Origin of the sequence: Novosphingobium sp. BL-52-GroH (genome assembly GCF_044813085.1) — a bacterium.
Lineage (GTDB): Bacteria > Pseudomonadota > Alphaproteobacteria > Sphingomonadales > Sphingomonadaceae > Novosphingobium.
Window position 1 is genome coordinate 1,445,822 of sequence record NZ_CP171149.1, and the last position, 23,480, is coordinate 1,469,301.

Genomic DNA, 23,480 nt, shown 5'->3' on the forward strand with positions numbered 1-23,480 from the left:
TAGAGGAATGAGCGGATACGACCTTGGCGCAGCGGATCGAAACGGCCCCATGCACGCAATGCCATGACCCCGGCGACGTGCTCATGCTCAACGAACAGTACGGCGCGAGAGATTACCAGACCATGTCGTGGTCGTTTCAGCATTCCGACGAGCCGCGCGAAGGTATGCGTGCTTTCATGGAAAAGCGTCCGCCCGCCTGGCTACCGGAAGGCTTTGGCCCCGACCGGGCGCCGGTGAGGGTGCCGCAGTGACGATTATCCCGACGGCCGGAATTTTGTCCACATTCGTCAAATCGCAAATGGAAGTTTCGGTTAGACCCTGAGGAAGCCGCCCTCGAGAAAGGCGGATTGCGGAGAGGCACGATGGAACAGATTTTACGCGAGATGCTTGACCGCGAGGCCATCCGGTCCTGCGTGGCGCGCCTTGCGCGCGGCGAGGACAGGCGCAGCGCCGAGCTGATCCGTTCGTGCTGGTGGCCCGAAGCACGTTTCGATTACGGCGTCCACAATGGCGATTTCGAGACTTATCTCGCCTGGGTCGTGCCCGGAGCGGACGCAATCAAGGACACCCAGCACCTGATCGGCCAGACCCACGTCGAACTGGCCGGCGACGCTGCCAAGGCCGAAACGCACGTCTTCTCCTATCACCGCGTCGACATAGGCGAGGGCGACCGCGATACCTGCATCGGCGGGCGCTACCTCGACACGTTCGAACGGCGCGCAGAAGACTGGCGCATCGCCGACCGGGTGATGCTCTACGACTGGGAGCAGGACTGGGGCGCGGCGGCCGACTGGTCCAGGGGAGTGATGGGCTATCCGTTCACCGCCGAGCATTTCCCCGGCCGTGCCAAGGGGGACTTCAGCGAGGCCTGGTTCGCGGAGACGGCGAAGTGAGCGCGCCGCTTGCCGGCAAGGTGGCGCTCGTCACTGGCGCCAGCCGTGGCATAGGCAAGGGCATCGCGCTGGTCCTCGCCGAGCAGGGCGCGACCGTCTACGTGACCGGGCGCACCGTCAAGGAGGGCGATTACTACCTCCCCGGGACCATCGGCAGCACGGCAGCCGAGTGCGACGAGCGTGGGCGCGACAGCGGCGGGCGCGGCGTGGCGGTCGCCTGCGACCATGGCGACGATGCCGCCGTGGAGACCCTGTTCGCGCGTATCGCTGGCGAGGCGGGGCGGCTCGACATCCTCGTGAACAACGCCTTTACGCTGTCGGACGACCTGCTCGAAGCGAAGGGTTTCTGGGAAAAGCCGCTCTCCAACCTGGAGATGTGGGACGTGGGCGTGAAATCGAACTACGTCGCCGCCTGGCACGCCGCGAAGATCATGGCCCCGCAGAAGTCCGGCCTGATCGTCGCCATCTCCGGCTTCGCAGCGGTGACGTATACCTATGGCGTGATCTTCGGCACGTCAAAGTCGGCGGTCGACCGCATGGCGCGCGACATGGCGATTGAACTCGAACCGCACGGCGTCGCCTCGCTGACGCTGTGGCAGGGGCTTACGCTCACCGAAAAGGCGAAGGACAACCTTGCGAAGATGGGCGACAAGATGACCACGTCGATCACCTCGATGCAGGGCAGCAGCGTCGAGCATCCCGGCCGGGTGATCGCCGCGCTGGCGGCTGACCCGGACGTGATGAAGCGTTCGGGCGCCGAGTACGTCACCGCCGAACTGGCGCAGGAATACGGCATCACCGACATCGATGGCAGCACGATCGCCTCGGCGCGGGCAAGCCGGGGATCGCCGATCTGGCAACCGATTGCGGAGGTCGACTACCGTGGCAAGTGACCGGGAAGCCCGCATCGACGCGATGCTCGACAAACACGAGATACGCGAGGCGCTCGAACGCTTCTCGCGCGGGATGGATCGCTTCGATAGAGGTATATACCTGTCCGCCTTCTGGGACGACGCCGAGATGGCTGCCGGGCCGTTCGTGGGCAGCGCGGCGGATTGCTGGGATTGGGCGATTCCGATGCACGAGGCGGGGCAGGTGGTCACCCACCACGCCCTGCTGCAGTCGAACATCGACCTCGACGGGGACGCCGCGCACGCGGAGACCTATTACCAGTTTGTCGGCCGCAACCGGGACGAGAGCCTGTGGATCGCCGGGGGACGCTACGTCGACCGGCTGGAGCGGCGCGATGGCGAGTGGCGGATCGCGCTGAGGACCAACGTGATCGAGTGGGGCTGCCTGCCTCCGCCGATGCCGATCCCCTTCGCCGACGTGCCCGACATCGCGCTCAACGGGGTCTCCTCGCGCAGCATGCACGACCCGTCGTACCAGCGCCCGCTCGTGAACCGGCGCGCGCCTGCCGATCCGGGCAAGGCGTGATGGGCCGGCTTTCGGGGAAGGTCGCCCTCGTCACGGGCGCTACGCGGGGCATCGGCAAGGGCATCGCCTGCGCGCTCGCGGAGCAAGGCGCGACCGTCTACGTGACCGGCCGCACTGTCGGCGCCGGTAGTCATGCATTGCCGGGTTCGCTGGAAGAGACGGTCGCGGAAGTCGAGGCGCGGGGCGGCAGGGGCGTGGCGGTCGCGCTGGACCTGTTCGACGATGCCCAGATCGCGGCGGCTTTCGAGCGGGTCGCGCGGGACGAGGGGCGTCTCGACATTCTGGTGAACAACGCCATGACCATTCCTGAATCGATGACGCAGCGGACGGGCTTCTGGGAAAAGCCGCTGGCCGAGGAATGGAGCATCTGGGACAGCGGCCTGCGTGCGGCCTACGTCGCCGCGTGGCATGGGGCCCGGATCATGGTGCCCCAGGGCTCGGGCCTGATCGCCGCGCTTTCCGGCTACGTGGGCGTCACGTATACCTACGACGTCGTCTTCGGCACCACCAAGACCGCCACCGACCGGATGATGCGGGACATGGGGCACGAGTTGCGAGGCACGGGCGTGAGTGCGGTGTCGTTGTGGCAGGGCTTCACTTACACCGAACGCGCGATCGAGAACCTGAAGACGGTTCCGGGCATGGCCGGCCAGCTCAACAGCGCGGCAGGGTCCTCGCCCGAATTTCCCGGACGGGTGGTGGCGGCGCTGGCGATGGACCCGGCGGTTGCCGACAAGTCCGGCGGGACGTTCATCAACGCCGAACTCGCGGCGGAATACGGCGTCACCGACAAGGATGGGCGCGTCGTTCCTTCGCTGCGCGAAAGCCGCGGCGTGCCGCTTTGGGGCGCCGGAGATACGACGTGGAGCAGGCGATAAGCCAAAGCCGGGTCTGCCACGTCGCGGCCGTCACGCCGCCGGACGCAGGCTGGGTCGCGCCGACGCCGGGCTGATCGGCCCGCCGTCATGGGTCGGCTCTAGGGACCGGTCCTGCCAAGAGGGGGCATGGCCGGTCCCGCATTGCGCCGCGATATCGGGCGAAATCGGCCGCTCGTTAGCGAAGGCCACGCCATCCGGACACATCCTGGAAATCGGGCTGCCGGCAGCCCGCGTCGACACGCGCCGTGCGGGCGCAGCGGAGCGATTGACAACCTGCCGCCCATCTTTAAGTTTACCAAACGGTCAATAAATGATTCGCGGCGACTGCAAAGGTACGCGCCGGCCCCGCAGTTCCGATTGGAGAGGATTGGAACATGAACATCGCTACGTCCGACAAGCCGTTCGCGGGCAAGACCGCGTTCACCCAGAGTTGCGGACTGGGCACCGAGCCGGTTCCGCTGGCGCCGTACCGTTCCGCCGAATTCTTCGAACGCGAACGTGCCCGCGTGTTCGAGCGGGCTTGGCTCCTGGTCGGGCGGGAGGAGGAGATCGCCGCCTACGGCGACTACTTCGTGGCCGAACTGCTTCCGGGCGGCGTGTCCACGGTTCTGAATAGAGGCAAGGACGGCAAGGTTCGTGCGTTCTACAACACCTGTTCGCATCGTGGCTCGCAGGTGGTGGACGGACCGACCGGCAATGCCCGGCGCATCGTCTGTCCCTACCACAACTGGACTTACGCCGCGGACGGAGAACTGCTGTCGATCCCGGACGAATCCAGCTTCTTCGCGGTGGACAGGAAGCGCTGCGGCCTCACGCCCATGGCGGTGGACACCTGGGAAGGATGGATTTTCGTCAATCTCCAGGCCGAGCCGGAAGTCGGCCTGCGCGCATTCCTCGGCGATTTCGCGGACCGTCTCGCCGGCGTGCCTTACGTCGCCGCGGACAAGCCGATCGTCCTGAAGGCAGACCTCGACGCGAACTGGAAGGTGGTCCAGGACGCCTTCATCGAAAGCTACCATATCCCGGCCATCCACAAGCGGACCATCGCCGAGACCTTCTCGTCGAACGAGAACCGGTTCGCGCGTCTTCTGGATGCCCGCGTCTTCGGCCCGCACCGCACCGTATCGATGTACGGCAACCCGAAGATGCCGCTCGATCCGGCGAACAAGGTCGAGATGCTGGCCTATGCCTCGGGCGATACCGGCAGTCTCATCGCTGCCGGGACCAGTACCCAGATGGACAGTTTCCTGCAGCATCCGGCAGTCAATCCGACCGGGGTGGACTGCTGGTCGATGGACGTGAACAACCTCTTTCCCAATACCCAGATCGACTTCGGGCCGGGCGGCTTCTGGGTTCACCAGTTCTGGCCGCTCACACCCAATACGTCGCGCTACGAGGTCCGTTTCTACGTGCCCGACGCGTTGAATGCGCGCCAGCGCCTGCAGCAGGAACTCTATGTCGCCCGGGTGATCGAGGTCGTGCTGGAGGACCTCGCCAACGTCGCGCGCACCCAGCGCGGCATCGACAGCAGCGGCAAGGACCACATGCAGTTGCAGGACAGCGAGGTGGGTATCCGCCATTCCGTCGAACAACTGCTCAAGTGGGTGGATGCCGACAGCGTGGCGGAAGCGCTGTTGTGAGTGCGGGTGCAAGATTGCCCGATGGCTTCGGGGAACTCGAGCCCTTCCTCGATAGCTGGGGGCGCCATACCACGCAGGAGCGGCTGGCCGCCCGGTGCGAACGCTCGATGGACGAGATCGGCCAGTTCTACGATGCCATGACCGCGCGGGCGGAGGAAGCGCTCGGCTACATCGACGGCTTCCCGCTGGACGACCTGCCCGAACAGGCGCGCAATCTCCTGGCCCTGGTCCTGGGGTTGGCGCAGGCGCACATCGCGGTGGAAATCCATCGCCAGCCGCGCGCGCCGGGGACACCGTGGCCCAATTCGATCGAAATCGTGCGCGGACTTGCCCTGCTGGGCTGAACCGCGACACAAGGGAGAGCAGGAATATGCGTTTCAAGGACAAGGTGGCGATCGTCACCGGTGGTGCTTCGGGGCTGGGCCGGGCAACGGCGATGCGGCTCGCCTCCGAAGGCGCCAGCGTCGGCATCGCGGACATCAACGATGCCGGGGCGAAGCTCGTGGCCGAAGAAATCGCGGATGCAGGCGGCGTGGCGCGACCGCTGCGGCTCGACATCACCGTGGAGGAAGACTTCCGGTCCGCCGTCGGCGCCATGGTCGAAAGCTACGGCCGGCTCGACATCATGCACAACAATGCCGCGTTCACCTCGCCCGAGGCGATCGCGCAGGACACCGACATCCTCGAGATCTCGAACGATATCTGGGACCAGATCTTCGCCGGCACCGTGCGCGGCACCATGCACGGGTGCCGTCACGCCATCCTCGCCATGCGCAGGCACGGCGGCGGCGCGATCGTCAACACCGCCTCGATGTACGGGGTAGAGGCATTCTACAAGATGCCTGCCTATTGCGTGTCGAAGGCGGCGGTCATCCAGTTGACCAAGCAGGTTGCGACGGCATTCGGGCGACAGGGCATCCGCTGCAACGCGGTGGCTCCGTCCATGATAAGCACGCCGCTGCTGGACGCATCGATCCCCGCCGCCTTCATCGAGATGAATGCCGAGGCAACGCTGACCGGCTATCTCGGCACGCCCGAGGACGTGGCCCAGGCGGTCGCCTGGCTCGCTTCCGACGAGGCGCGGTACATCACCGGGCAGGTCATCCGCGTCGATGGGGGCTCGACCGCACACCTGGCGACTTACGCCGATGCCCGGCGTTTCTACGACGCCCCCGTCGCAGCCTGAACGCCAAGGAAGGAACGGACATGAAACTCGCCCGGTTCGAGATCAAGCAGGTCGCCCGCCTCGGCGTTGTGGTGGACGACACCGTCGTCCCTCTGGACAGCCTCGGCGTCGATTTCAGCGACATGGTCGCCCTCATCGAGGCGGGCCCCGGCGCATTGGAGCGCATAGCGCGGGCGCTGGATGCCGGCGAGGGAGACCCCGTCCCGCTTGCCAAGGTGCGCCTGCTGGCACCGCTCAGGCCCCGCAAGTTCCTTGGCCTGGGCATGAACTACCGCCGCCATGCCGATGAGGCGCGGGCTCTGGGCATTGCCTTTCCCGATGGCCAGATGTGGTTCAACAAGCAGACGAGTTGCATCAACGGTCCTTACGACGACGTCGCGCAGGGGGTGACCGGGAAACTCGACTATGAAGTCGAACTGGGGGTCGTGATCGGAGCCGCGGCGAAGTCCGTAGGCGAGGGCGAGGCATCTGCGCACATCTTCGGATATCTCGTCGTCAACGACGTGTCGGCCCGCGACTGGCAGTTCCAGTCGCCCACGATCACCCTGGGCAAGTCGTTCGATACCCATGGACCGATCGGACCGTGGATCGTGACCGCCGACGAAATTCCCGATCCGGCGATCCTGGACGTGCGATGCCTGGTCAACGACGAGGTCCGCCAATCGAGCAATACCGAGCAGTTCATCCATTCGATTCCCGCCCAGATCGCCCATCTGTCGACCGCTTTCACGCTGGAGCCGGGAGATATCCTCGCCACCGGGACGCCGGAGGGCGTCGGTGCCGCGCTCCAGCCGCCGCGCTTCCTTGCGCCGGGCGACGTGGTGCGTTGCGAGATCGCCGGCATCGGTTTCATCGAGAACCGCATCGTACCCTGATATGTGCGATATGTCCGTTGAACTGACCTAATGGTGGGGAAACGGTAGGGCTGTCGGCTTGAAAAACGTTCTGGATGCTGCACATGCTCGGCTGCCACGCTTGCAAGGCGTGATACACTGGTCAGGCAAGTGGCCCAGCGGAGCAATCGAATGGCCGAGACGAACGAGAACACCGAAGCGAGCGAGCCCCAGCCGGCGGCAGCGCGCAAGCGGCGCGCGACGAGCGGCCGTATCGCGGTACGCCTGGACGGCGCCGAGACGCATCCGGTGGCGATCGACCAGAAGGCGCCGGAACGGCTTCGCAAGCGGGCCAGCCGGCGTGGCGACGACGTTCGCGAACGCATCCTCGCAGCGGCGCTGGAGTGCTTCGGGGCCTTCGGGTTCGAGGGCACGTCCACCCGCGCCGTCGCCGATCGCGCGGAAGTGACCCACACGCTGGTGCTCTATCACTTCCACACCAAGGAAGACCTGTGGATCGCCACGATCGACAATGCCTTGAAGCGCTATTCGGCGGAAATGAAGGAGCACCTCGACAAGGCGGAGGGCAGCGCGGCGGCGGGCCTGCGCATCTTCATCGGGCAGTTCATTCGAATGTCGGCCCGTCAACCGCAGATCCATCGCATCCTGACCATGGAGAGCAACCAGGATACCTCGCGCCTGCAGTGGGTCATCGAAAACTACCTGCGCGAACATTTCAGCACGATCCGCGATCTGATCCGTGCCGGGCAGGAACAGGGCTTGGTCAGGCAGTGCGATCCGGCGCGGCTCTATTACATGATTATCAGCGCGGGCGGCACGCCGTTCACGGTGTCGACGGAATATCGCGAACTGACCGGCAGGGACGTCTTCTCGGAGACCGAAATCCTGCGCAACATCGCATTCCTCTACGAGATCGTGTTCATCGACGCGCCCTGACCGGCGCGGGACCGGTTCGTCCCGCGCTCCAGTCGCCGCCGGGCAATGGTATCGTTCAGCCCCATTCGGGCTGGCCGAGGTTCTCCCACATCTGGATCATGTTGCCGTCCTGGTCGTAGAACAGGAAGGAACGGCCCATCGAGGCGCACTGCCAGACGTAGTCGGTCTGCGTGCGATAGCCGGCGGCCCTGACCTTCTCGAACCAGCCGTCGATGTCGGCGACGAGCAGGCCCAGTTCGTGGATGCCGGTATGCCCGTAGCGCAGGTTTTCCTGCGGGGTCTTCTCGATCGCGGGGTTCTGGCATTCCTGCAGTTCGATGAAGGCACCGTCCGCCGAACTCAGCAGCGCCATGCGCGAGCGGGCGCCCTTCACCTTGAAGATATCGTCGAGCAGGGCCGGATACATGAAGGTGTCGGGGCCGGGCTCGGGTCCGTCCGGGATTACGGTATCGACGGCGAGTTCGAATCCCATGACGTCCCGCCAGAGACGGATCGCCTCCTCCAGATTGCTGACCATGAGCGCCATGTGGTGGAATTTCATGTCTTTCTCTCCCGATCGGCCGCTGATTGAACCAGCCTTCTTGCCATCGGCGCTTTGTTATGCTTTCCTGACCAAAAGATCAATATAAGACGATAAAGACAATTGGAGGATAGCATGAAAGACACCGAGCGACTGGCGCGGGAATTCGGCGAACATATTGCGGGCCTGCGTTTCCCGGACGCGTTCGGCATGCTGGCCGACGACGGTCTCTATACGGTCATCGGCACGACTCCGGCCTCGGGTCTCTACCACGGTCCGCGCGACCTGCTGGAGCGCCTCGTGCCGCTCCTGGCGGATTTCGTGGAGCCGCCCGTGGTCACGTTCGAGGACCCCATCGTCCAGGGCGACCGTGCAGTGCTGCTCGGCAGCGGCCGCGGCGTAGGTCCGACAGGGCCTTACGATCAGCCCCATTACGCCTTCGTCATGAAGGTTTCCGATGGCCGCATCGTCGAGATCGTCGAATTCATGGACACCATGATGCTGCAGTCAGCCGTGTTCGGAGAGCGTGCGGCGTGAGATCCAACTGACCGAATTACCTGAAATGGCGGATCCGGATTCCGGACATCTTGCCGAAAACCAGCTTCAAGAGGGGAGCATGACCATGACCCAGGACACATTGCCCGACGCATCGAGCGCCGCAAAGACCATACCGCCCGCGCGCCTTGCGCATTTCGTGCTGCGCACCTCGCGGTTCGAGGAGATGATCGACTGGTACAAGACGGTCCTGGGAGCAGAGGCCGCTTTCCAGAACGAGATACTGGCCTTCCTTTCCTATGACGAGGAACATCACCGCGTGGCGTTCCTCAACATGCCGGACCTCGCCGAACAGCAGGAGGGTGTGGCCGGCTTCCACCATGCCGCCTTCACGTATTCCAGCTTGTCCGACCTGATGGCCACCTACAAGCGCCTGCGCGATGTCGGGATAAAGCCGATCTTCCCAATCAACCACGGTCCGACGACTTCGATGTACTACCAGGACCCCGATGGAAACCAGATCGAACTGCAGGTCGACAACTACGACCGGATCGAAGACGCCACGGCATTCTTCTATTCTCCCGCCTTCGCCGAAAATCCGATCGGCGTGGAGTTCGATCCCGAGGACCTGCTTCGCAGGGTCGAGGCGGGGGAGGACGAGGAGGTGCTCAAGCGCCGGCCGGACATCGGCCAGCGCGGCCTCGAAGCCGTGAAACTGCGTTGACGATGAAGGAATGCGCCATGCTGTCCATCCAGGACCACCTCGACCTCATCGCGCTGGTGACGCGCAGCTTCTGGCTCATCGACCAGGGGCGCGCTGCGGAGACGGCCCAGGCGTTCATCGCCGACGGGGCGCTGACCTTCGGGCCCGGGGCGCCGCGGCCGGGAACGATATCGGGTCCCGCCATCGCCGCGGCCATGGCCGCCCGGCAGGCGGAAGTCGCGGTCACGTCCCGGCACGTGCTGTCCAACGCCCTGGTCACCGCGATGGAAGACGGCCGTGCGCGCGTCGACACGCTGCTGACGCTGTTTCGCACGGGGGATGCGGACGTGACGCCGATCGTCCGCTCGGTCGCCGACGTCGTCGACCTTTGCGTGCGCGAAGATGGTGGCTGGAAGATCGCGGATCGCAAGATCCTTCCGGTCTTCCAGCCTTCTTGAACCCACGGCCGGCCGGAGAGGACGATTGACCAGGATAAAGATGTTCGGCGCGATTCCGCGCAAGCCCGGCGTTTCGCCGCAGTGGTTCCACGATCACTACCGCCATCCGCACGGAACGATGGGGCGGACGATCTCGACGATGCGGGCCTATACCCAAAGCCATCAGGTCCATTGCGACCTGCTCGACGATCGCCAGACGCATTTCGAGGCGACCGCCGAAGTCTGGTTCGACTGCGTGCAGGACGCGATCGATTTTCCGACCGAGCCCAACTATGTGGCGCTGCTGATCCCCGACGAACCGCTGTTCGTGGACATGGAGAAGCTGCGCTTCGTCTTTGCCGAGGAGGAGGTCCTGCAATCCGGGACGGACTGGAACGAGGCGGGGGCGCAAGTCGGCGACAAGCTGTTCCGGCTCGACCGGCGCCCGCTCAGCATCAAGCTACTGCAATATGTCATCGTCGATGGCGCGCAGCCCTGGGACGATGCCGGAGACCTGGCGCTCGGCCGCCGGATCGGTGCGCTGCGCCATGTGCGCTGCCGTCCGTCGCCGGTGCTCCACCGCGACGGGGCGTTCTGCATCGGCATACGCGAACTCTACTGGCCGACCCGCACGGCGATGGAGGAAGGGGTCGCGGGCGATCCCGGCGCCTGGGAGGAACTGCTGCGGCGCCCGGGCGATGCCATCGCCTACCTCGCGAGCGCCGAGCGCTTCATGTAGCTATGCGGGGGCGCGCCGCCCCCGCAGCCATTCAGCCGCGCAGGACCGGCGCGAGCTTGTCCTCGGCCCACTGCCGGAACCTGATCGGCGTGCCGACCAGCCGGGTGAGATCGGTGGTGTCGTTTTCGGCGGGCTTGCGGGCGAGCCATGTGTAGAGGTCGACGCCCTGAGGCCAATGCTCCTCGATCGCGGCCATGGGAACTTCGACCGCCGTGGCCGGCTTGCCCACGATCTCGCCGATGATCGCGGCCATCTGCCCGGTGCTGCCAACGTCGGCGACGAGATCGAAGGTCCGGTTGCGGCTGCCTTCGGGGTCGGCGACGATGGCGGCTGCGGCCCGTCCGATATCGTCGGAGCACACCAGCGCCAGCGGCACCTGGGTGGGCAGGGCCATCGCCACGACGAGCGTGCCTTCGTTCTCGGTCACCGGGAAGTAGTGCAGGAAGTTGTCCATGAACCACGCGGGGCGCAGGATCGTCGCCTCGAGATGGAGTTCGGCGATGCGCTCCTCGATGGCGCGCTTCGAGCCGACCGACAGGACCCCGTGGCTCCCTGCCGCCTGGGCCGACTGGTAGACGAAATGGCTTGTGCCTACCTCGCGTGCCGATTCTGCGACCATGATGCCCTGCACGGCCTGTCCGATGTCCCAGCGGTCCTGCAGGGAGGCCCCGGACAGGTACACCGCGTCGGCGCCGTCGATCGCCCGGCGCAGGGACGCGCGATCCTCCATGTCGGTGACGATGGTTTGCGCGCCCAGCGCTTCCACCGCCTTCGCCTTGTCGGAAGCGGCATCGCGGGTGACGGCGCGGACGTTCCAGCCCGCATCGAGCATGGCGCGGACGACGCCACCGCCTGCGGTGCCGGTCCCGCCGAAGACGGTGATCGTGCGTGAACTCATTGTTTCTCTCCCTCCGTGTCAGCCGTGGCTGGCGAATGTCGAGTATGACGAAGCTCAATTTCATCCGCAACATAATTGACCATATTAACAGCATAATGCGTTACTGGACGTCGGAGTTTGTAGATATGGCGGCATATTCCCGAGCAATTTTCGATAGTGAGTTGACATAACGGTCAGTTATGGGAAGTTCGAAACATCCGTAGATTCCTGCCGCGAGGACGGGAACGACAGGCGATAGGAGAGGTCATGACCGACAGCAGGCAGATCGCGCAGGCATTCTTCGGAAAGCTTTGCGGGGGGGATTTTACCGGCGGTTTCGAAACGTTGGCCGATGACGCGACCTGGACCATCATCGGCGACACACCGCTGTCGAAGCGCTTCACGAAGGACCGCCTGCTCACCGACATGATTCCCATGCTCTCGACGTTCAAGGAGCCTGCGCAGATGGCGGTGCACGAGATCATCGCCGAGGGCGAACGCGCGGTGGTGATCGCCAAGGTCGAGGGGGTCGGTCCTCATGGTCCATACCGGCAGGACCCCTACTGTTTCGTCCTGCGCACTCGCGACGGGCAGATCGTCGAGATCGTCGAATACCTCGACACGGTCGCGGTGGAGACGGCGCTGGTCGGTCGCAGGCTGGTGGACGCAGGGCAATGAGCAGTAGCGCGCAACCCGGCATCCCGGCCAGTGCCGACATGGTGGTCATCGGCTCGGGCGCCGCCGGCATGACCGCGGCGACGGTCGGTGCGCTGAGCGGGCTCGAGGTCGTGCTGCTGGAGGCGACCCCGCTGTTCGGCGGCACGACGGCCTTTTCCGGCGGCTGTGTGTGGATTCCGGCCAATCACCACCAGGCCGCGATCGGCATCCCGGACGACAATGCGAAGGCCCGCAGCTACCTGGAGGCGGTGCTGGGCAATTTCTTCAATGCGGAGAAGATCGACACCTACCTTGCCAAGGCCAACGAAATGCTCGGCTTCATGGAAGCGCACACGACGGTTCGGCTTTCGCCAAGCGACATACCCGACTACGCGCCCGCGCTGCCCGGCTGGAGCCAGGGCCGCTGCCTGTTGACGGAGGACTTCGACGGCAATGCTCTTGGCGCCGATTTCGAGCGCGTCCGCCCGCCGATCCGCGAAATGGGCCTGTTCGCCTCGATGCAGGTAAGTCCGGCACAGGCAGTGGCGATGCAAGGCTGGAACCGGTCGCTGGCATCCTTGCGCCTGACCGTATCGCGCATGGGTGGCTATGCCCTCGACCGGTTGCGCGGGCGGAGGGGGCGCCACATGGCGAACGGCAATGCCCTGGCCGGCCGGCTGTTCAAGTCCGCGCGCGACGCCGGCGTGCACCTGATCGAGAACGCCCGCGCCCGTGACCTCGTGTTCGCGGACGGCAGGGTTTCGGGAGTCGTGTTCGAGCACGGCGGTGAGAAGCGGACGATCGCGGTGCGCGGCGGCGCGGTGCTGGCCTCGGGCGGTTTCGGGCAGGACGAGGCGATGCGGCAGAAGTGGATGGCGCAGTCGGCGGCCGGGTGGTCGCTCCAGCCCGAAGGCAGCCGGGGCGATGGCATTCGCATGGGGGAAAGCGTGGGGGGCCGGCTCAATCCCGACAACGCCGCCAACGGAATCTGGGTGCCGGCCTCGCGCTACACCCGCCAGGATGGCAGCGTCGGGTTCTTCCCTTCGCTGTTCTTCGATCGCCACTGCCCGGGGCAGATCATGGTCGACGCCCGCAACGGCAAGCGGTTCGTGGACGAGAGCTTCCACTACCAGAATTTCGGCGAAGTCACGCTGGACAAGGGCGTGACCAAAATCTGGCAGATCGCCGATGCCCGGGCGGTCGCGCGTTACGGGTTGGGCGCGATCAAGCCGACGCCGTTCCGACCCGACAAGTGGGTCCGCTCGGGCTATGCGAAGAAGGCCGGGACCATAGCTGAACTGGCAGTCCAGCTCGGCCTGGACCCGGTGACGCTGGCCGACACCGTCGAGCGCTTCAATCGCCATGCCGCCGCCGGCACCGATCCCGACTTCGGCCGCGGGAGCAATGCCTACGACGCTTACATGGGCGACGCGACGCACGGTCCCAATCCGAGCCTGCGTCCCTTGAGGCAGGGACCGTTCTACGCGATCGAGGTGCGGCCGAGCGATCTGGGCTCGGTCCAGGGCCTGGACACCGATGCCAGGGCGCGGGTCCTGGCGGCGGAAGGCGGCAACCCGATTCCCGGGCTCTATGCGGCGGGGCTGGACAACAATTCCATCATGCGTGGCAAGTATCCCGGCGGCGGCGCCAGTCTGGGGCCGGCGATGACCTTCGGCTACGTCGCCGCGCGCGAGATCGCGGCCGCCAGGAAAGCGCAAGGAGCCGGCCATGTTTGACCTTACGGGAAAGTCGATCGTCGTCACCGGCGCCGCTTCCGGGATCGGCGCGGCCACCGCGCGGCGGCTGCACCGGGCGGGCGCGCATGTGCTGGTCGGGGACATTGCCGATTGCGCGGCCGACGTGGCGGGCTGGGGCTGTGCGTTTCGCCGGACCGACGTGTCCGACCCTGCCCACGTCGCGGCCCTGCTCGACGAGGCGGTGGAGCGCCATGGCCGGCTCGACGTGCTGGTCAACAACGCCGCGATCGCAGGCGTCCACGACATGGCCGACGCCGACGAGGCACGCGCCGCGCGCTATTTCGGGATCAATGCGCTCAGCGTTCTCGTCGGCATGCGCGAGGCGGCGCGGCGCATGGAACGGGGCGGCGCGATCGTGAACATCGCCTCGCTGTCAGGCGCGCGCGGAACGCCGGGCTGGGGCGAGTACGGGATGAGCAAGGCGGCGATCATTTCGGCCACGCAGACCGCGGCGCTCGAGTTCGGTCCGCTCGGCATCCGCGTCAATGCGGTGAGCCCGGGTGGAGTGGCGACGCCGCTGTCGGTGGCGATCAACGGGGAAGCGCTGGCGCGGGCGCTCGAAGTGCTGGCGCCGCTCGGCCGCGAGGGGCAGCCCGAGGATATCGCCGCAGCCGTGCATTTCCTCGCCAGCGACGATGCCGGCTACGTGACCGGCCAGAACTGGTTCGTCGATGGCGGCTGGAGCGTCGGCACCACGGTCCAGACGCTCGGGAAAATCCTCGCCTGAATGGCGGGCTGACAAGGGTACGCCCGTCCCGGCGACCGGGAAAGGAAGCGGAGATGGCGGAGGGGTAAAAAGAAGACCCCTCCGCCAGTCGCTAGGCTTCCAGCAGTGTGGCGATGGGGCGGATGTTGCCCGGCGCCGATTCGAAGCCGGAGCCGATGAACCAGGCCCGTTGCCGCTCGATCGGCAGCGCGCTGGCCTCGAGGACGATCCGCCGAGCCTGCGCCGCAAGGTCCGGTTCGATGCTTTCCAGCAGGGCGCAGATGCTCTCCATAAGTTGCGAGCGTGCGGCCTCGATCTCCTGGTTTTCCAGGGCGGGGTCGGCGAGCGCCGCCTCCAGCGCGGTGCGTGGTCCCGATAGTGCCTGGCTCGCGGTGAGCCGCGAAAGGGCCTCCGCCAGGTCGATGGCGTCTCGCGACAGGCCGCGCAGGAAACGCCGGGTCATCGGCAGATGGCCGCGCAGGATGCCCAGCGTCGCCATCGCGAGGTGGAGTTGCTCGTGCGCCACTTTCTCGCCCGGAGGGATGGCGGGAAGGACGGACTCGCGCAGCGCCTTGATGACGGTCTGGAGCTGCAGATCGGGGTCGGGGACCATCAGAGTGCCTCCTGCAAGGTGCTGCGCAACTGTTCCATGATCGGGTAACTGATCATCGCCAGCCAGCCGACGACGATGTCCTGGTGAGTCTTGGCGCCTTTCGCGACGCGGTAGCCGGTGCCCAGGCAGATGGAGACCGACAGGTAGCTGCACAGCACCCGGTAATAGGCCAGCCTGGCGGGATCGACGACGAGGCCGGATGCCTTCTCGTAGGCGGCGATGTAGTCGTCGTAGGGCAGCATGCCGTTGATGAGTTCGACGGAGCCGTCTTCGCTCGAATGGCGGTAGGGGTCCATCATCGACCAGGCGAGGTCCTGGTGGCGGTCTCCCAGCAGTGCCAGTTCCCAGTCGAGCCAGGCGGTGATCCGGGCATCGCTCTCGTTGAACAGGAAGTTGCCAGCCCGGCAGTCGCCGTGGACGAGCGAGACGTGGTCGATCGGCGGGGCATTCGCGATCAGCCAATCGTAGGCGACGGTCATCAGCGGTTCGTCCTGCGCCCGGTCCTCTTCCCACACCCGGCGCCACCAGTTGACGAGCCGGATGACGCTGGCATTGGAGCCGACCTCGACGCGGTCGAAGCTGGGCAGCCGGGGTGCCAGTTCGGCGCCCATGCGGTGGAAGCGCGCCATGTGCTCGATGAACTGCGCGGTGATCGGCGCGCGCAGCCTGGGGCCGTAGTTCAGTCCGATCCCGGTGACCTGCTGCGAGGGCAGGTCGGATGGCTTGGTCACCCCTTGGGCGAAGCCATAGATCAGCGCGGGGTGCGGCAAGTGCTCGGCGGTGTCGTCGACCCAGAAGCAGGGTGGGACCGGCACCACGCCGTCGAGCGCCTGGAGGAGTTCGAATTCGCGCTTGCGGCTCGTCTCGACCACCGATTCCGCCGGCTCCATGCGCAGCACCATCGGTTCGCTGCGGCGGACGTTGCCGTCGTGCCAGTCGAGGTCGAAGGCGACCTGGATCTTCGAGGCGCCGCCGGTGAGCCAGCGCGCGTTGGTGATGGCGAAATCGTCGCCCACGTTGGCGCGCACCAGGTTGGCGGTGCCGGCCACGAGGCTCTCCAGCGAATGCGCAGCGTAAGCCCGCCCGGTCGCGCGCTGCGTCATCTTGCGGCTCAGCGTGCGGTCGATCTCCGCCTCGACCGGAAAGCGCGCACGCACTTGCGCAAGGAAATGGGCATCGGGATTCTGCCGGATGTCGAAACTGTGATGCATTGTCTCAGCCATTCTATTCCCAGTCGGTTTCTATCGTTGGCGTCGTGGGGTCAGGTCATCTCGATGACGACCTTGCCCATGTGCTGGCCTGTGCGCAGGTATTCGTAGGCGTGGGCGGCCTCCTCGAAGGAGAACGTGCGGTCGATCAGCGGCCTGATCGCGTGGGCTTCGAGCGCCGTCACGAGGTCTTCGAAATGCCGCCGCGAGCCGACCATGACCCCGCGCACCAGCGCGCCGCCGACGAGGATCGCGATGGGGTCGATGGTGCCCGGTGCGAGGACGCCGACCATGGCGATCTCGCCGCCGCGCCGCACCGAGGCGAGCGACTGTACCATGGTGCCCGGGCCCGCGCTGTCGACCACCTTGTCGATGCCGTTTTCGGTGAAGCCGCGGGCGATGCGGCCCCATTCGGCGTTCGCGGCATAGTTGACCACATGATCCGCGCCCATCGCCGCCGCCCGTTCGAGCTTGGCATCGCTGGACGAGGTGACGACCACGCGCGCGCCGCCCGCCTTCGCGAGCTGCAGGGTCCACATCGCGACGCCGCCCGTGCCCAGCGCCAGGACGGTGCTGCCGGGCGTGATCGGTTCCTTGTCGTAGAGGGCGTTCCAGGTCGTGACGGCGGCGCAAGGGAGCGTGGCGGCCTGCGCGAAATCGAGATGCGCGGGCGCTTTCACCAGTCCGGCCTCAGCGACGACGACGTAGTCGGCGAGTACCCCGTCGATCGCGCCGCCCAGTGCCGTGGCGCCGTCGGCATCAGTCATCCGGCCGGCCATCCAGCTCTGCATGAAGATGGGGCACACGCGCTCGCCCACTGCGAATCGGGTGCATCCCTCGCCCAGTTCCGCGATCTCGCCGGCGCCGTCCGACAGCGGTACGATGGCATCGGCGGTGCCGCCCGGATAATGCCCGTCGACCATCAGCAGGTCGCGGAAATTGAGCGAGAACGCCTTCATCCGCACCAGCACCTGCCCGCGGCCCGGACGCGGTACGGCAGCGCGTTCGAGGCGCAGGCCCTCGATCCCCAGACCGGGCGTGATGACGTACTTGCGGTTGTCGCTCATCGGCGAATCCTCATCCCTGTGCGGCAGTGTAGTCGAAGATCGTGCGTTCGTCCGCGAGGAAGGCGCTGATGCGCGGAGCATCGATGAACTGCTCCTCGTCCGCCTGGAGCAGGCGGCTGGCCTCGATCCCCTCGGGCGTCGCCAGCGCGGCCTGCATGGCGTCCTCGCTTTCCCACCAGACTTCGGTCAGCCCGTCGGGCGGGCCTTTCCAGCCGCGCCCCTGCGCGAAAGCCTCGATCTCGGGGGAGAGGCGCTTGTGGCTCTGGACGTAGCGCACGAAGCCCATCGCCTTGGCGTGCCGGCGAACCAGCGCGCCGTGTTCGACCAGCCAGCGTTGCCCGAACTGCTCGTCGGTCATGCCCGGCTTCTTCCACACTTCGACGACCATCTTTATCATCGTGTCGCTTCCTTCAGATCGAATAGCCGCCGTCGACGATCATCGGCGAGCCGGTCATGAACGAGGACATGTCGGAAAGCAGGAAGGTGGCCGCGTTGGCGATTTCCTCCATCTCGCCGAAACGCCCGATGACGTGGCGCTGGCGCAGGCCGTCGAGCGCCTGCGAGAAGACCGGGTCCTGCATCAGGCGGTCCTTGGCCATCGGCGTCATTATGAGCCCGGGGCACAGCGCGTTCACGCGGATGCCGAGCGGTCCGCCGTCGCACGCCACCGCCTTGGTCAGCCCGACGACGCCGTGCTTGGCCGCGACGTAGTCGGAGGCGTTGACCTGTCCGCGCAGGCCCGACGAGGAGGCGGTGTTGACGATCGCACCGCCGCCGCTGTCCTTCATGACGCGGAACTGGTGCTTGAGGCAGTAGAACACGCCGACGAGGTCGACGCCGATGACCGCCGCGATGTCCTGTGCGGTCAGCTCGTGGACCGGTTTGTTGCGCATCTCGATGCCGGCGTTGTTCATCGCCCCGTCGAGCCTGCCGTAGCGTTCCACCGCGGTATCCACGGCGGCGGCGACGCTCGCCTCGTCCGTGACGTCGCAGCGCTGGAACGAAGCCTCGCCGCCCTGTGCGCGGATGCCTGCGACGACGTCCTCGCCTGCCTCCACGCTCATGTCGGTGACGAGCACACGGGCGCCGTGCCCGGCGAAGACCTCGGCGCACTTGCGGCCGATGCCCGAGGCCGCGCCGGTGATGAGGATCGCCTTGTTCTTCAGCATGGTGTGGCTTTCAGCATTGTTCGTTCTCCCATGCCCGGACTGGTCCGGGCCGATTGCAGGTCATCCCGGGAACAGGCCGCCATCGACGACCAGTTCCGCGCCGGTCACGTAGGACGCGTCATCCGAGCACAGGAACAGCGAGCACCGCGCGATCTCGTCGGGATTGCCGATCCGCTTCATCGGGATCGAGGTGCGCACCATCTCGCGTTCCTCGGGCAGCATGGTGTCGAGCTGGGGGGTGTCGATCATGCCCGGGTAGATCGAGTTCACCCGCACGCCGCGCGCGGCATATTCCTGCGCGGCGGCCTTGCTCATTCCGCGGATCGCCGCCTTGGCGCCGTGGAACGAGAAGCAGGTCACCGTCGACATCATCGCCAGCACCGAGGAGATGTTGACGATCGATCCGTTGCCGCTCGCGCGCAAGTGCGGCAGGGCCGCGCGCATGCCCAGGAACGTGCCGGTCTGGTCGATCGAGACGATGTGGTTCCAGCCCGCCAGCGTCTCGTCCTCGACCCCGTACATGTGGTTGAGCCCGGCATTGTTGACCAGCGTGGTCAGGGCACCATAGGCCTCCACCGTCTGCGCGACGGCGCTTTCCCAGGAGGATTCGCTCGCGACGTCGTGTGCGACGGCGATGGCTTCGCCGCCTGCCGTCCGGATCTGCGCGGCGACCGTCTGCGCCGCGTCCGGGCGTATGTCGGTGAGCGCCACGCGCGCGCCTTCGGCTGCGAAAAGGCGGGCGTGGGCGGCGCCGATGCCGCTGCCCGCGCCGGTAATCAGCGCAACTTTCCCGGACAGCCGTCCGCGGGGTTCCCGCATCGCTTCATCCTCTGCTCCTGTCCGGCCGGAGCCGGGGGCCGTTCGGCCCGTGTTCTTGGGTATAAACAGACCAGACGGTCAATAAATGTCAAGCCCGTAAGTGTCGAAAATTTCCTGCGTCTGATAGCAATGGCTTTAATTATGGATGAATCGGGCGCGAATCTTGCGGGTTGACGGCGAAGCGTTGATATCGCAAAAGCTGACCATATGGTTTAATAAAGTCAGGCGATGAGCTCCAAGCGGCCGTCGCGGCATCGAGACGATGCGATCAAGCGAGGGGAGAGTGGATGACGCAGACTGAAGTGCCGGTATTGATCGCCGGCGGCGGACCCGTAGGCATGACCCTGGCGCTCAACCTCGCGCGCTACGGGGTTCGCTCCCTGCTGGTCGAGCGCAACCCGGCGACCACCCGTCATCCCAAGATGGACCTTACCAATGGTCGCAGCATGGAGCTGTTCCATCGCCTCGGCCTCGACGAGGCGCTGCGCGATGCAGGCGTCCCGCGCGAGAACGCCTTCGACATCCTGTGGATCACCTCGATGGTAGGGCACGACCTGTTCCGCTTTCATTATCCGTCCGCCACCGAGAAGACCCGGATCATCCGCGAGGAGAACGACGGCAGCCACGGCGCGCAGGCGCCCTTGCGCGTCAGCCAGATCCAGATCGAGCCGGTGCTCAAGGCAGCGATCGATGCCCATCCGCTGATCGACGTGCGCTTCGGCACGCGCTTCGAGCGCATCGTCGAGAACGGCGCGGACGGCGTCACCGCCGAGATCGTCGATTCGCAGGGCGGCGTCAGCGAGACGATCCGATGCCGCTTCCTGGCGGGCTGCGACGGCGGTGGCAGCCGGGTGCGCCGCAATCTGGACATCGCGCTGGAGGGCGAGGAGAACGTCGCGGGGGCCTACATGGTCCACTTCCGCACCGACGATCGCGAACTGCTCCAGCGCTGGGGTCCGATCTACCACCTCCAGTCGGGGCTGGGCACGATCATCGCGCAGAACGACCACGACATCTACACTTTGCAGGCCTGGCTGCTGCCGGGCATGAACCCGGACGAGATGACGCCGCAGGGCGTGCTCGAAGGCTGGGTCGGCAGGCCGTTCGAGTACGAGGTGCTTCAGGCCAACCCCTGGTTCGCGCACTTCGTGGTCGCGGAAAAGTACCGGGACCGCAGCACGCTGCTGGCCGGCGACAGCGCCCATCAGTTCATTCCCACCGGCGGCTACGGCATGAATTCGGGAATAGCCGATGCCGCGGCGCTGTCGTGGGCGCTGGCCGCCAACGTACAGGGCTGGGGCGGCGAGGGGCTGCTCGACGCCTACGATGCCGAACGGCGGCCGACCGCCTGGTGGCACCTGGAAGCCTCGCGCCGGCACATGGCGGTTCGCCAGCAGATCACCATGATCTACCTCGAGGCCGGCGACCTCGAGGCGGACGGTCCCGAGGGCGACGCGCGGCGTGCAGAGGTGGCGGCCAGGATCGCCGCGCTCGGCAATGCCGAGAACGAGAGCTGGGGCGTCGAGTTCGGCTACCGCTACGATGGTTCCCCCGTGGTGGCACACGAAGGGGCGCCCCCCCCGATCGATCCGCTGACTTATGCGCCTTCGACATGGCCGGGCGCCCGCTTGCCGCACGTCTTCCTCGCCGACGGGACCGCGCTGTTCGACAAGCTGGGGATGTTCTTCACGCTCGTCGCGCTGGACGATACGGATACGTCCGGGCTGGAGGAAGCGGCGGCGGCGATGGCGGTGCCGCTCGACGTGTTGCGGTTGGGCAGGCCGGACTTGCGCGGCATCTACGAGCGCAACCTGGTGCTGGTGCGGCCCGACCAGCACGTCGCCTGGCGCGGCGATGCCTTGCCGGCCGATTGTGGGCAGTTGCTGCAACTGGTCTGCGGGCGCAAGACGGCGTCCTGACCGCTTGCGGGCAAGCCCTTCCCGAAAGCCGGAGGGACTGGAAGTGTCTGGAACGAAACGCCGGAAACAGGCGAAGGAAAAAGGAGGGGTCCATTGACCATCGAGAAGAATCCCGAGGAATACTGGCAGGCCAACGACCACCCTCGCTGGAACCAGAGCGTCTACTTCAACTTCTACGACCCGGCCCGCCAGACCGGCTGCTTCATCCGCGTCGGCATCCTCGAGAACCTTAGCGAGGCGAATAGCTGGTTCGCGTTCTTCCGGGACGGCAAGCCGCTGTTCACCCGCCTCAACATGAACCTGCCCTACACCCCCGCGCGGCTTGGCATCGGCGAGGGACTGGACATCGCCGGAATGCGGGCCCGCTCGCTCGAACCGCTGCGCAAGGCGCACATCACCTTCGACGAGCGCGACTTCAAGGTCGACCTGACGTGGGATGCGATCCTGCCGATGCAGGACGCCATCCACCTCAGCGCCGCCGGCGAGGACGATGCCTTCGCCAAGGAGATCGCCCACGTCCACATGGAAGGCACCTGTCGCGTCACCGGCACGATCACCCTTGCCGATGGCGAGGTCATTCCGATCGACGGCAAGGGCTTCCGCGACATCGCCGTGGGCCCGCGCAACTGGGACTTCATGCGCCACTACCGGCTGGCCTGGCCGATCTTCGACAATGGCCTGGCCATCGTCGCGACGCACGGCATCTCCACCAACGGCGACCATGCCTACATCAGGATGGTCGGCAAGGACGGCCGGTGGATCCCGGTGGCGAAGATAGAGGACCGCAACGTCTACGAGGCGGACGAGATGACCCTGCAGGCGATGGACTGGCGGGTGACCGACGCCGATGGCGACGTCCACGCCTTCACGGCCCGCCCGCTCTACCGCTGGAGCTTCCCGTTCGATACTTTCGTGCTGACCGAGCACATGATGGAATACACGCTCGCCGACGGAACCAGGGGCTATGGCCTGGGCGAATGCGGCTTCCGCTTTCCCTGGGCCGGCAACGGAGAGGACTGATGGCGTTCGACAACAAGGCGCTCGCGCGTCCCGCCATGGCCATCGACCCGGTGCACGACGGACGTCACCGCCTGCCCGGCCTGCCGCTGATGCGCGAATCGATCCCTTATTGCGTGGTGATACCCGAGCATGAGATCGCCTTGTTCACCTATACCTGGGTCAACAAGGACGGCGAGGCCGGCGCGGCGATGGGCATCTGGGGCAGGGGCCTTGGCCGCGCGCCGATCGCGGTACGTCTGCCCGACCGCAAGGTGGCCGACACCATGGGCTTCGACGACTGGCGCATCGATGGTTTCACCATGCGCCAGGACCTCGCGTTCAACCGCGCCGAGATCGCCTGGGAGAGCGAGGAGGCGCATATCGCCTTCACGTACGAGGCCTTCCACCCGCCCTATGCCTATTCCAGCCACAAGGACGGCTGCCCCGCCTACGCGGCCGACGACCGCATCGAACAGAGCGGCCGCGTGACCGGAACGCTGACGATCGGCGAACGCACCATCGATTTCGTCACCAGCGGTCACCGCGATCATAGCTGGGGTCGACGGGACTGGGATGCCTTGCACTACTACCGCTGGCTGCAGTGCCAGTCGGGAGACGGGTTCGCTGTGCATTTCTGGGAGTTCCATGCTCTCGGCAAGAGGGAGATCAGGGGGTACGTCTACAAGCACGGCGTGATGGCGGAGATCACTCGCCTCGACGTCGACTGGCAGGGTGATGCACGGCTCGACCAGACGGCGTTCCAATGCGACGTGGTGGACGAACTGGGTCGCGCCACCCGGGTCGAGGCCGAAGTCTTCGGGGTGTTTCCGCTGCCCGCCTCGGCCAGTTTCGTCCTGAACGAAGGCGCGGCGCATGTCAGCATCGACGGCCATGCGGGCAGCGGCTGGATGGAGATGGGCTGGCCGATCGCCTACCTGGAACATGTACGCGCGACGGGAGCGTACTGAGCA

The 23,480-nt window shown here is 66.1% G+C and carries 28 protein-coding genes; 20 read left to right on the top strand and 8 right to left on the bottom strand.

Annotated elements, in window-relative coordinates; all coding sequences use genetic code 11:
* The first annotated feature begins 23 nt into the window (after positions 1-23).
* From ACFFDA_RS06290 to ACFFDA_RS06335, 10 genes are all read left to right on the top strand, one after another.
* On the top strand, positions 24-251 hold the full coding sequence (locus tag ACFFDA_RS06290) for a hypothetical protein (protein ID WP_404477071.1): 228 nt from the start codon (positions 24-26) through the stop codon (positions 249-251).
* 111 nt (positions 252-362) lie between these two features.
* Entirely contained in the window at positions 363-893 is a 531-nt protein-coding gene (locus ACFFDA_RS06295) for a nuclear transport factor 2 family protein (protein WP_404477073.1), read from the top strand.
* Positions 890-1,786, top strand: coding sequence for an SDR family NAD(P)-dependent oxidoreductase (locus ACFFDA_RS06300; RefSeq protein ID WP_404477075.1), 897 nt, complete (start codon positions 890-892; stop codon positions 1,784-1,786). The genes ACFFDA_RS06295 and ACFFDA_RS06300 overlap by 4 nt, the downstream gene beginning before the upstream one ends.
* Positions 1,776-2,330, top strand: coding sequence for a nuclear transport factor 2 family protein (locus tag ACFFDA_RS06305; RefSeq protein WP_404477076.1), 555 nt, complete (start codon positions 1,776-1,778; stop codon positions 2,328-2,330). The genes ACFFDA_RS06300 and ACFFDA_RS06305 overlap by 11 nt, the downstream gene beginning before the upstream one ends.
* Positions 2,330-3,208: an SDR family NAD(P)-dependent oxidoreductase gene (locus tag ACFFDA_RS06310; protein ID WP_404477078.1), complete on the top strand. Its 879-nt coding sequence runs from the start codon at positions 2,330-2,332 to the stop codon at positions 3,206-3,208. The genes ACFFDA_RS06305 and ACFFDA_RS06310 overlap by 1 nt, the downstream gene beginning before the upstream one ends.
* A gap of 374 nt (positions 3,209-3,582) precedes the next feature.
* Complete coding sequence (locus ACFFDA_RS06315; protein WP_404477080.1) at positions 3,583-4,848, top strand: aromatic ring-hydroxylating dioxygenase subunit alpha; 1,266 nt, start codon at positions 3,583-3,585, stop codon at positions 4,846-4,848.
* Positions 4,845-5,192: a hypothetical protein gene (locus ACFFDA_RS06320; RefSeq protein ID WP_404477081.1), complete on the top strand. Its 348-nt coding sequence runs from the start codon at positions 4,845-4,847 to the stop codon at positions 5,190-5,192. The genes ACFFDA_RS06315 and ACFFDA_RS06320 overlap by 4 nt, the downstream gene beginning before the upstream one ends.
* 26 nt (positions 5,193-5,218) lie before the next feature.
* Positions 5,219-6,034, top strand: coding sequence for an SDR family NAD(P)-dependent oxidoreductase (locus tag ACFFDA_RS06325; RefSeq protein ID WP_404477083.1), 816 nt, complete (start codon positions 5,219-5,221; stop codon positions 6,032-6,034).
* Positions 6,035-6,054: 20 nt separating this feature from the next.
* A complete protein-coding gene (locus ACFFDA_RS06330; RefSeq protein WP_404477085.1) occupies positions 6,055-6,909 on the top strand; it encodes a fumarylacetoacetate hydrolase family protein in 855 nt (284 codons plus the stop codon).
* Positions 6,910-7,059: 150 nt separating this feature from the next.
* Positions 7,060-7,824, top strand: coding sequence for a TetR/AcrR family transcriptional regulator (locus tag ACFFDA_RS06335; protein WP_404477087.1), 765 nt, complete (start codon positions 7,060-7,062; stop codon positions 7,822-7,824).
* 55 nt (positions 7,825-7,879) lie between these two features.
* On the opposite strand, the gene ACFFDA_RS06340 is transcribed toward ACFFDA_RS06335, so the two are convergent.
* Positions 7,880-8,365, bottom strand: coding sequence for a VOC family protein (locus tag ACFFDA_RS06340; protein WP_404477089.1), 486 nt, complete (start codon positions 8,363-8,365; stop codon positions 7,880-7,882).
* Between the two features lie 114 nt (positions 8,366-8,479).
* On the opposite strand from ACFFDA_RS06340, the gene ACFFDA_RS06345 reads away from it, so the two are divergent.
* The 4 genes from ACFFDA_RS06345 (at position 8,480) to ACFFDA_RS06360 (ending at position 10,718) form a co-directional block, all read left to right on the top strand.
* A complete protein-coding gene (locus ACFFDA_RS06345; RefSeq protein WP_404477090.1) occupies positions 8,480-8,881 on the top strand; it encodes a nuclear transport factor 2 family protein in 402 nt (133 codons plus the stop codon).
* Positions 8,882-8,960: 79 nt separating this feature from the next.
* Positions 8,961-9,563 carry a VOC family protein gene (locus ACFFDA_RS06350; protein ID WP_404477092.1) on the top strand — a complete coding sequence of 201 codons (603 nt, stop codon included), beginning with the start codon at positions 8,961-8,963 and terminating at the stop codon, positions 9,561-9,563.
* 17 nt (positions 9,564-9,580) lie between these two features.
* Positions 9,581-10,000 carry a nuclear transport factor 2 family protein gene (locus ACFFDA_RS06355; protein ID WP_404477093.1) on the top strand — a complete coding sequence of 140 codons (420 nt, stop codon included), beginning with the start codon at positions 9,581-9,583 and terminating at the stop codon, positions 9,998-10,000.
* Between the two features lie 25 nt (positions 10,001-10,025).
* On the top strand, positions 10,026-10,718 hold the full coding sequence (locus ACFFDA_RS06360; protein ID WP_404477094.1) for an EthD domain-containing protein: 693 nt from the start codon (positions 10,026-10,028) through the stop codon (positions 10,716-10,718).
* A 31-nt stretch (positions 10,719-10,749) separates the two neighbouring features.
* Here ACFFDA_RS06360 and ACFFDA_RS06365 read toward each other — a convergent pair whose 3' ends face one another.
* Positions 10,750-11,616 carry an NmrA family NAD(P)-binding protein gene (locus tag ACFFDA_RS06365; RefSeq protein WP_404477095.1) on the bottom strand — a complete coding sequence of 289 codons (867 nt, stop codon included), beginning with the start codon at positions 11,614-11,616 and terminating at the stop codon, positions 10,750-10,752.
* 246 nt (positions 11,617-11,862) lie between these two features.
* Here ACFFDA_RS06365 and ACFFDA_RS06370 point away from each other — a divergent pair, with 246 nt between their 5' ends.
* Genes ACFFDA_RS06370 through ACFFDA_RS06380 form a run of 3 tightly spaced genes read left to right on the top strand, consistent with a single transcriptional unit; the run spans position 11,863 to position 14,736 of the window.
* Positions 11,863-12,273, top strand: a complete 411-nt coding sequence (locus ACFFDA_RS06370) for a nuclear transport factor 2 family protein (protein WP_404477097.1) — start codon at positions 11,863-11,865, stop codon at positions 12,271-12,273.
* Positions 12,270-13,988: an FAD-dependent oxidoreductase gene (locus ACFFDA_RS06375; protein WP_404477098.1), complete on the top strand. Its 1,719-nt coding sequence runs from the start codon at positions 12,270-12,272 to the stop codon at positions 13,986-13,988. Before ACFFDA_RS06370 ends, ACFFDA_RS06375 begins: the two co-directional genes overlap by 4 nt.
* Entirely contained in the window at positions 13,981-14,736 is a 756-nt protein-coding gene (locus ACFFDA_RS06380; protein WP_404477100.1) for an SDR family NAD(P)-dependent oxidoreductase, read from the top strand. Before ACFFDA_RS06375 ends, ACFFDA_RS06380 begins: the two co-directional genes overlap by 8 nt.
* Before the next feature lie 91 nt (positions 14,737-14,827).
* Here the strand turns inward: ACFFDA_RS06380 and ACFFDA_RS06385 are convergent, their stop codons facing one another.
* From ACFFDA_RS06385 to ACFFDA_RS06410, 6 genes are read right to left on the bottom strand one after another with little or no spacing between them, the layout of a single operon-like run.
* Positions 14,828-15,328 carry a hypothetical protein gene (locus tag ACFFDA_RS06385; protein ID WP_404477102.1) on the bottom strand — a complete coding sequence of 167 codons (501 nt, stop codon included), beginning with the start codon at positions 15,326-15,328 and terminating at the stop codon, positions 14,828-14,830.
* Positions 15,328-16,551, bottom strand: a complete 1,224-nt coding sequence (locus tag ACFFDA_RS06390) for a phosphotransferase family protein (protein WP_404477103.1) — start codon at positions 16,549-16,551, stop codon at positions 15,328-15,330. Before ACFFDA_RS06390 ends, ACFFDA_RS06385 begins: the two co-directional genes overlap by 1 nt.
* 38 nt (positions 16,552-16,589) lie before the next feature.
* On the bottom strand, positions 16,590-17,603 hold the full coding sequence (locus ACFFDA_RS06395; protein ID WP_404477105.1) for an NAD(P)-dependent alcohol dehydrogenase: 1,014 nt from the start codon (positions 17,601-17,603) through the stop codon (positions 16,590-16,592).
* Positions 17,604-17,613: 10 nt separating this feature from the next.
* A complete protein-coding gene (locus ACFFDA_RS06400) occupies positions 17,614-18,000 on the bottom strand; it encodes an EthD domain-containing protein (RefSeq protein WP_404477106.1) in 387 nt (128 codons plus the stop codon).
* 13 nt (positions 18,001-18,013) lie between these two features.
* Positions 18,014-18,772: an SDR family NAD(P)-dependent oxidoreductase gene (locus tag ACFFDA_RS06405; protein WP_404477108.1), complete on the bottom strand. Its 759-nt coding sequence runs from the start codon at positions 18,770-18,772 to the stop codon at positions 18,014-18,016.
* A 60-nt stretch (positions 18,773-18,832) separates the two neighbouring features.
* Complete coding sequence (locus ACFFDA_RS06410) at positions 18,833-19,591, bottom strand: SDR family NAD(P)-dependent oxidoreductase (protein ID WP_404477110.1); 759 nt, start codon at positions 19,589-19,591, stop codon at positions 18,833-18,835.
* Between the two features lie 287 nt (positions 19,592-19,878).
* On the opposite strand from ACFFDA_RS06410, the gene ACFFDA_RS06415 reads away from it, so the two are divergent.
* The 3 genes from ACFFDA_RS06415 to ACFFDA_RS06425 all read left to right on the top strand — a co-directional run bounded on the left by ACFFDA_RS06415 (position 19,879) and on the right by ACFFDA_RS06425 (position 23,477).
* Positions 19,879-21,510 (top strand): FAD-dependent monooxygenase, encoded by a 1,632-nt coding sequence (locus tag ACFFDA_RS06415; protein WP_404477112.1) that lies wholly within the window; start codon positions 19,879-19,881, stop codon positions 21,508-21,510.
* 93 nt (positions 21,511-21,603) lie between these two features.
* Positions 21,604-22,530 (top strand): hypothetical protein, encoded by a 927-nt coding sequence (locus ACFFDA_RS06420; protein WP_404477114.1) that lies wholly within the window; start codon positions 21,604-21,606, stop codon positions 22,528-22,530.
* Positions 22,530-23,477 carry a hypothetical protein gene (locus tag ACFFDA_RS06425; RefSeq protein WP_404477116.1) on the top strand — a complete coding sequence of 316 codons (948 nt, stop codon included), beginning with the start codon at positions 22,530-22,532 and terminating at the stop codon, positions 23,475-23,477. Before ACFFDA_RS06420 ends, ACFFDA_RS06425 begins: the two co-directional genes overlap by 1 nt.
* The last annotated feature ends 3 nt before the right edge of the window (positions 23,478-23,480 follow it).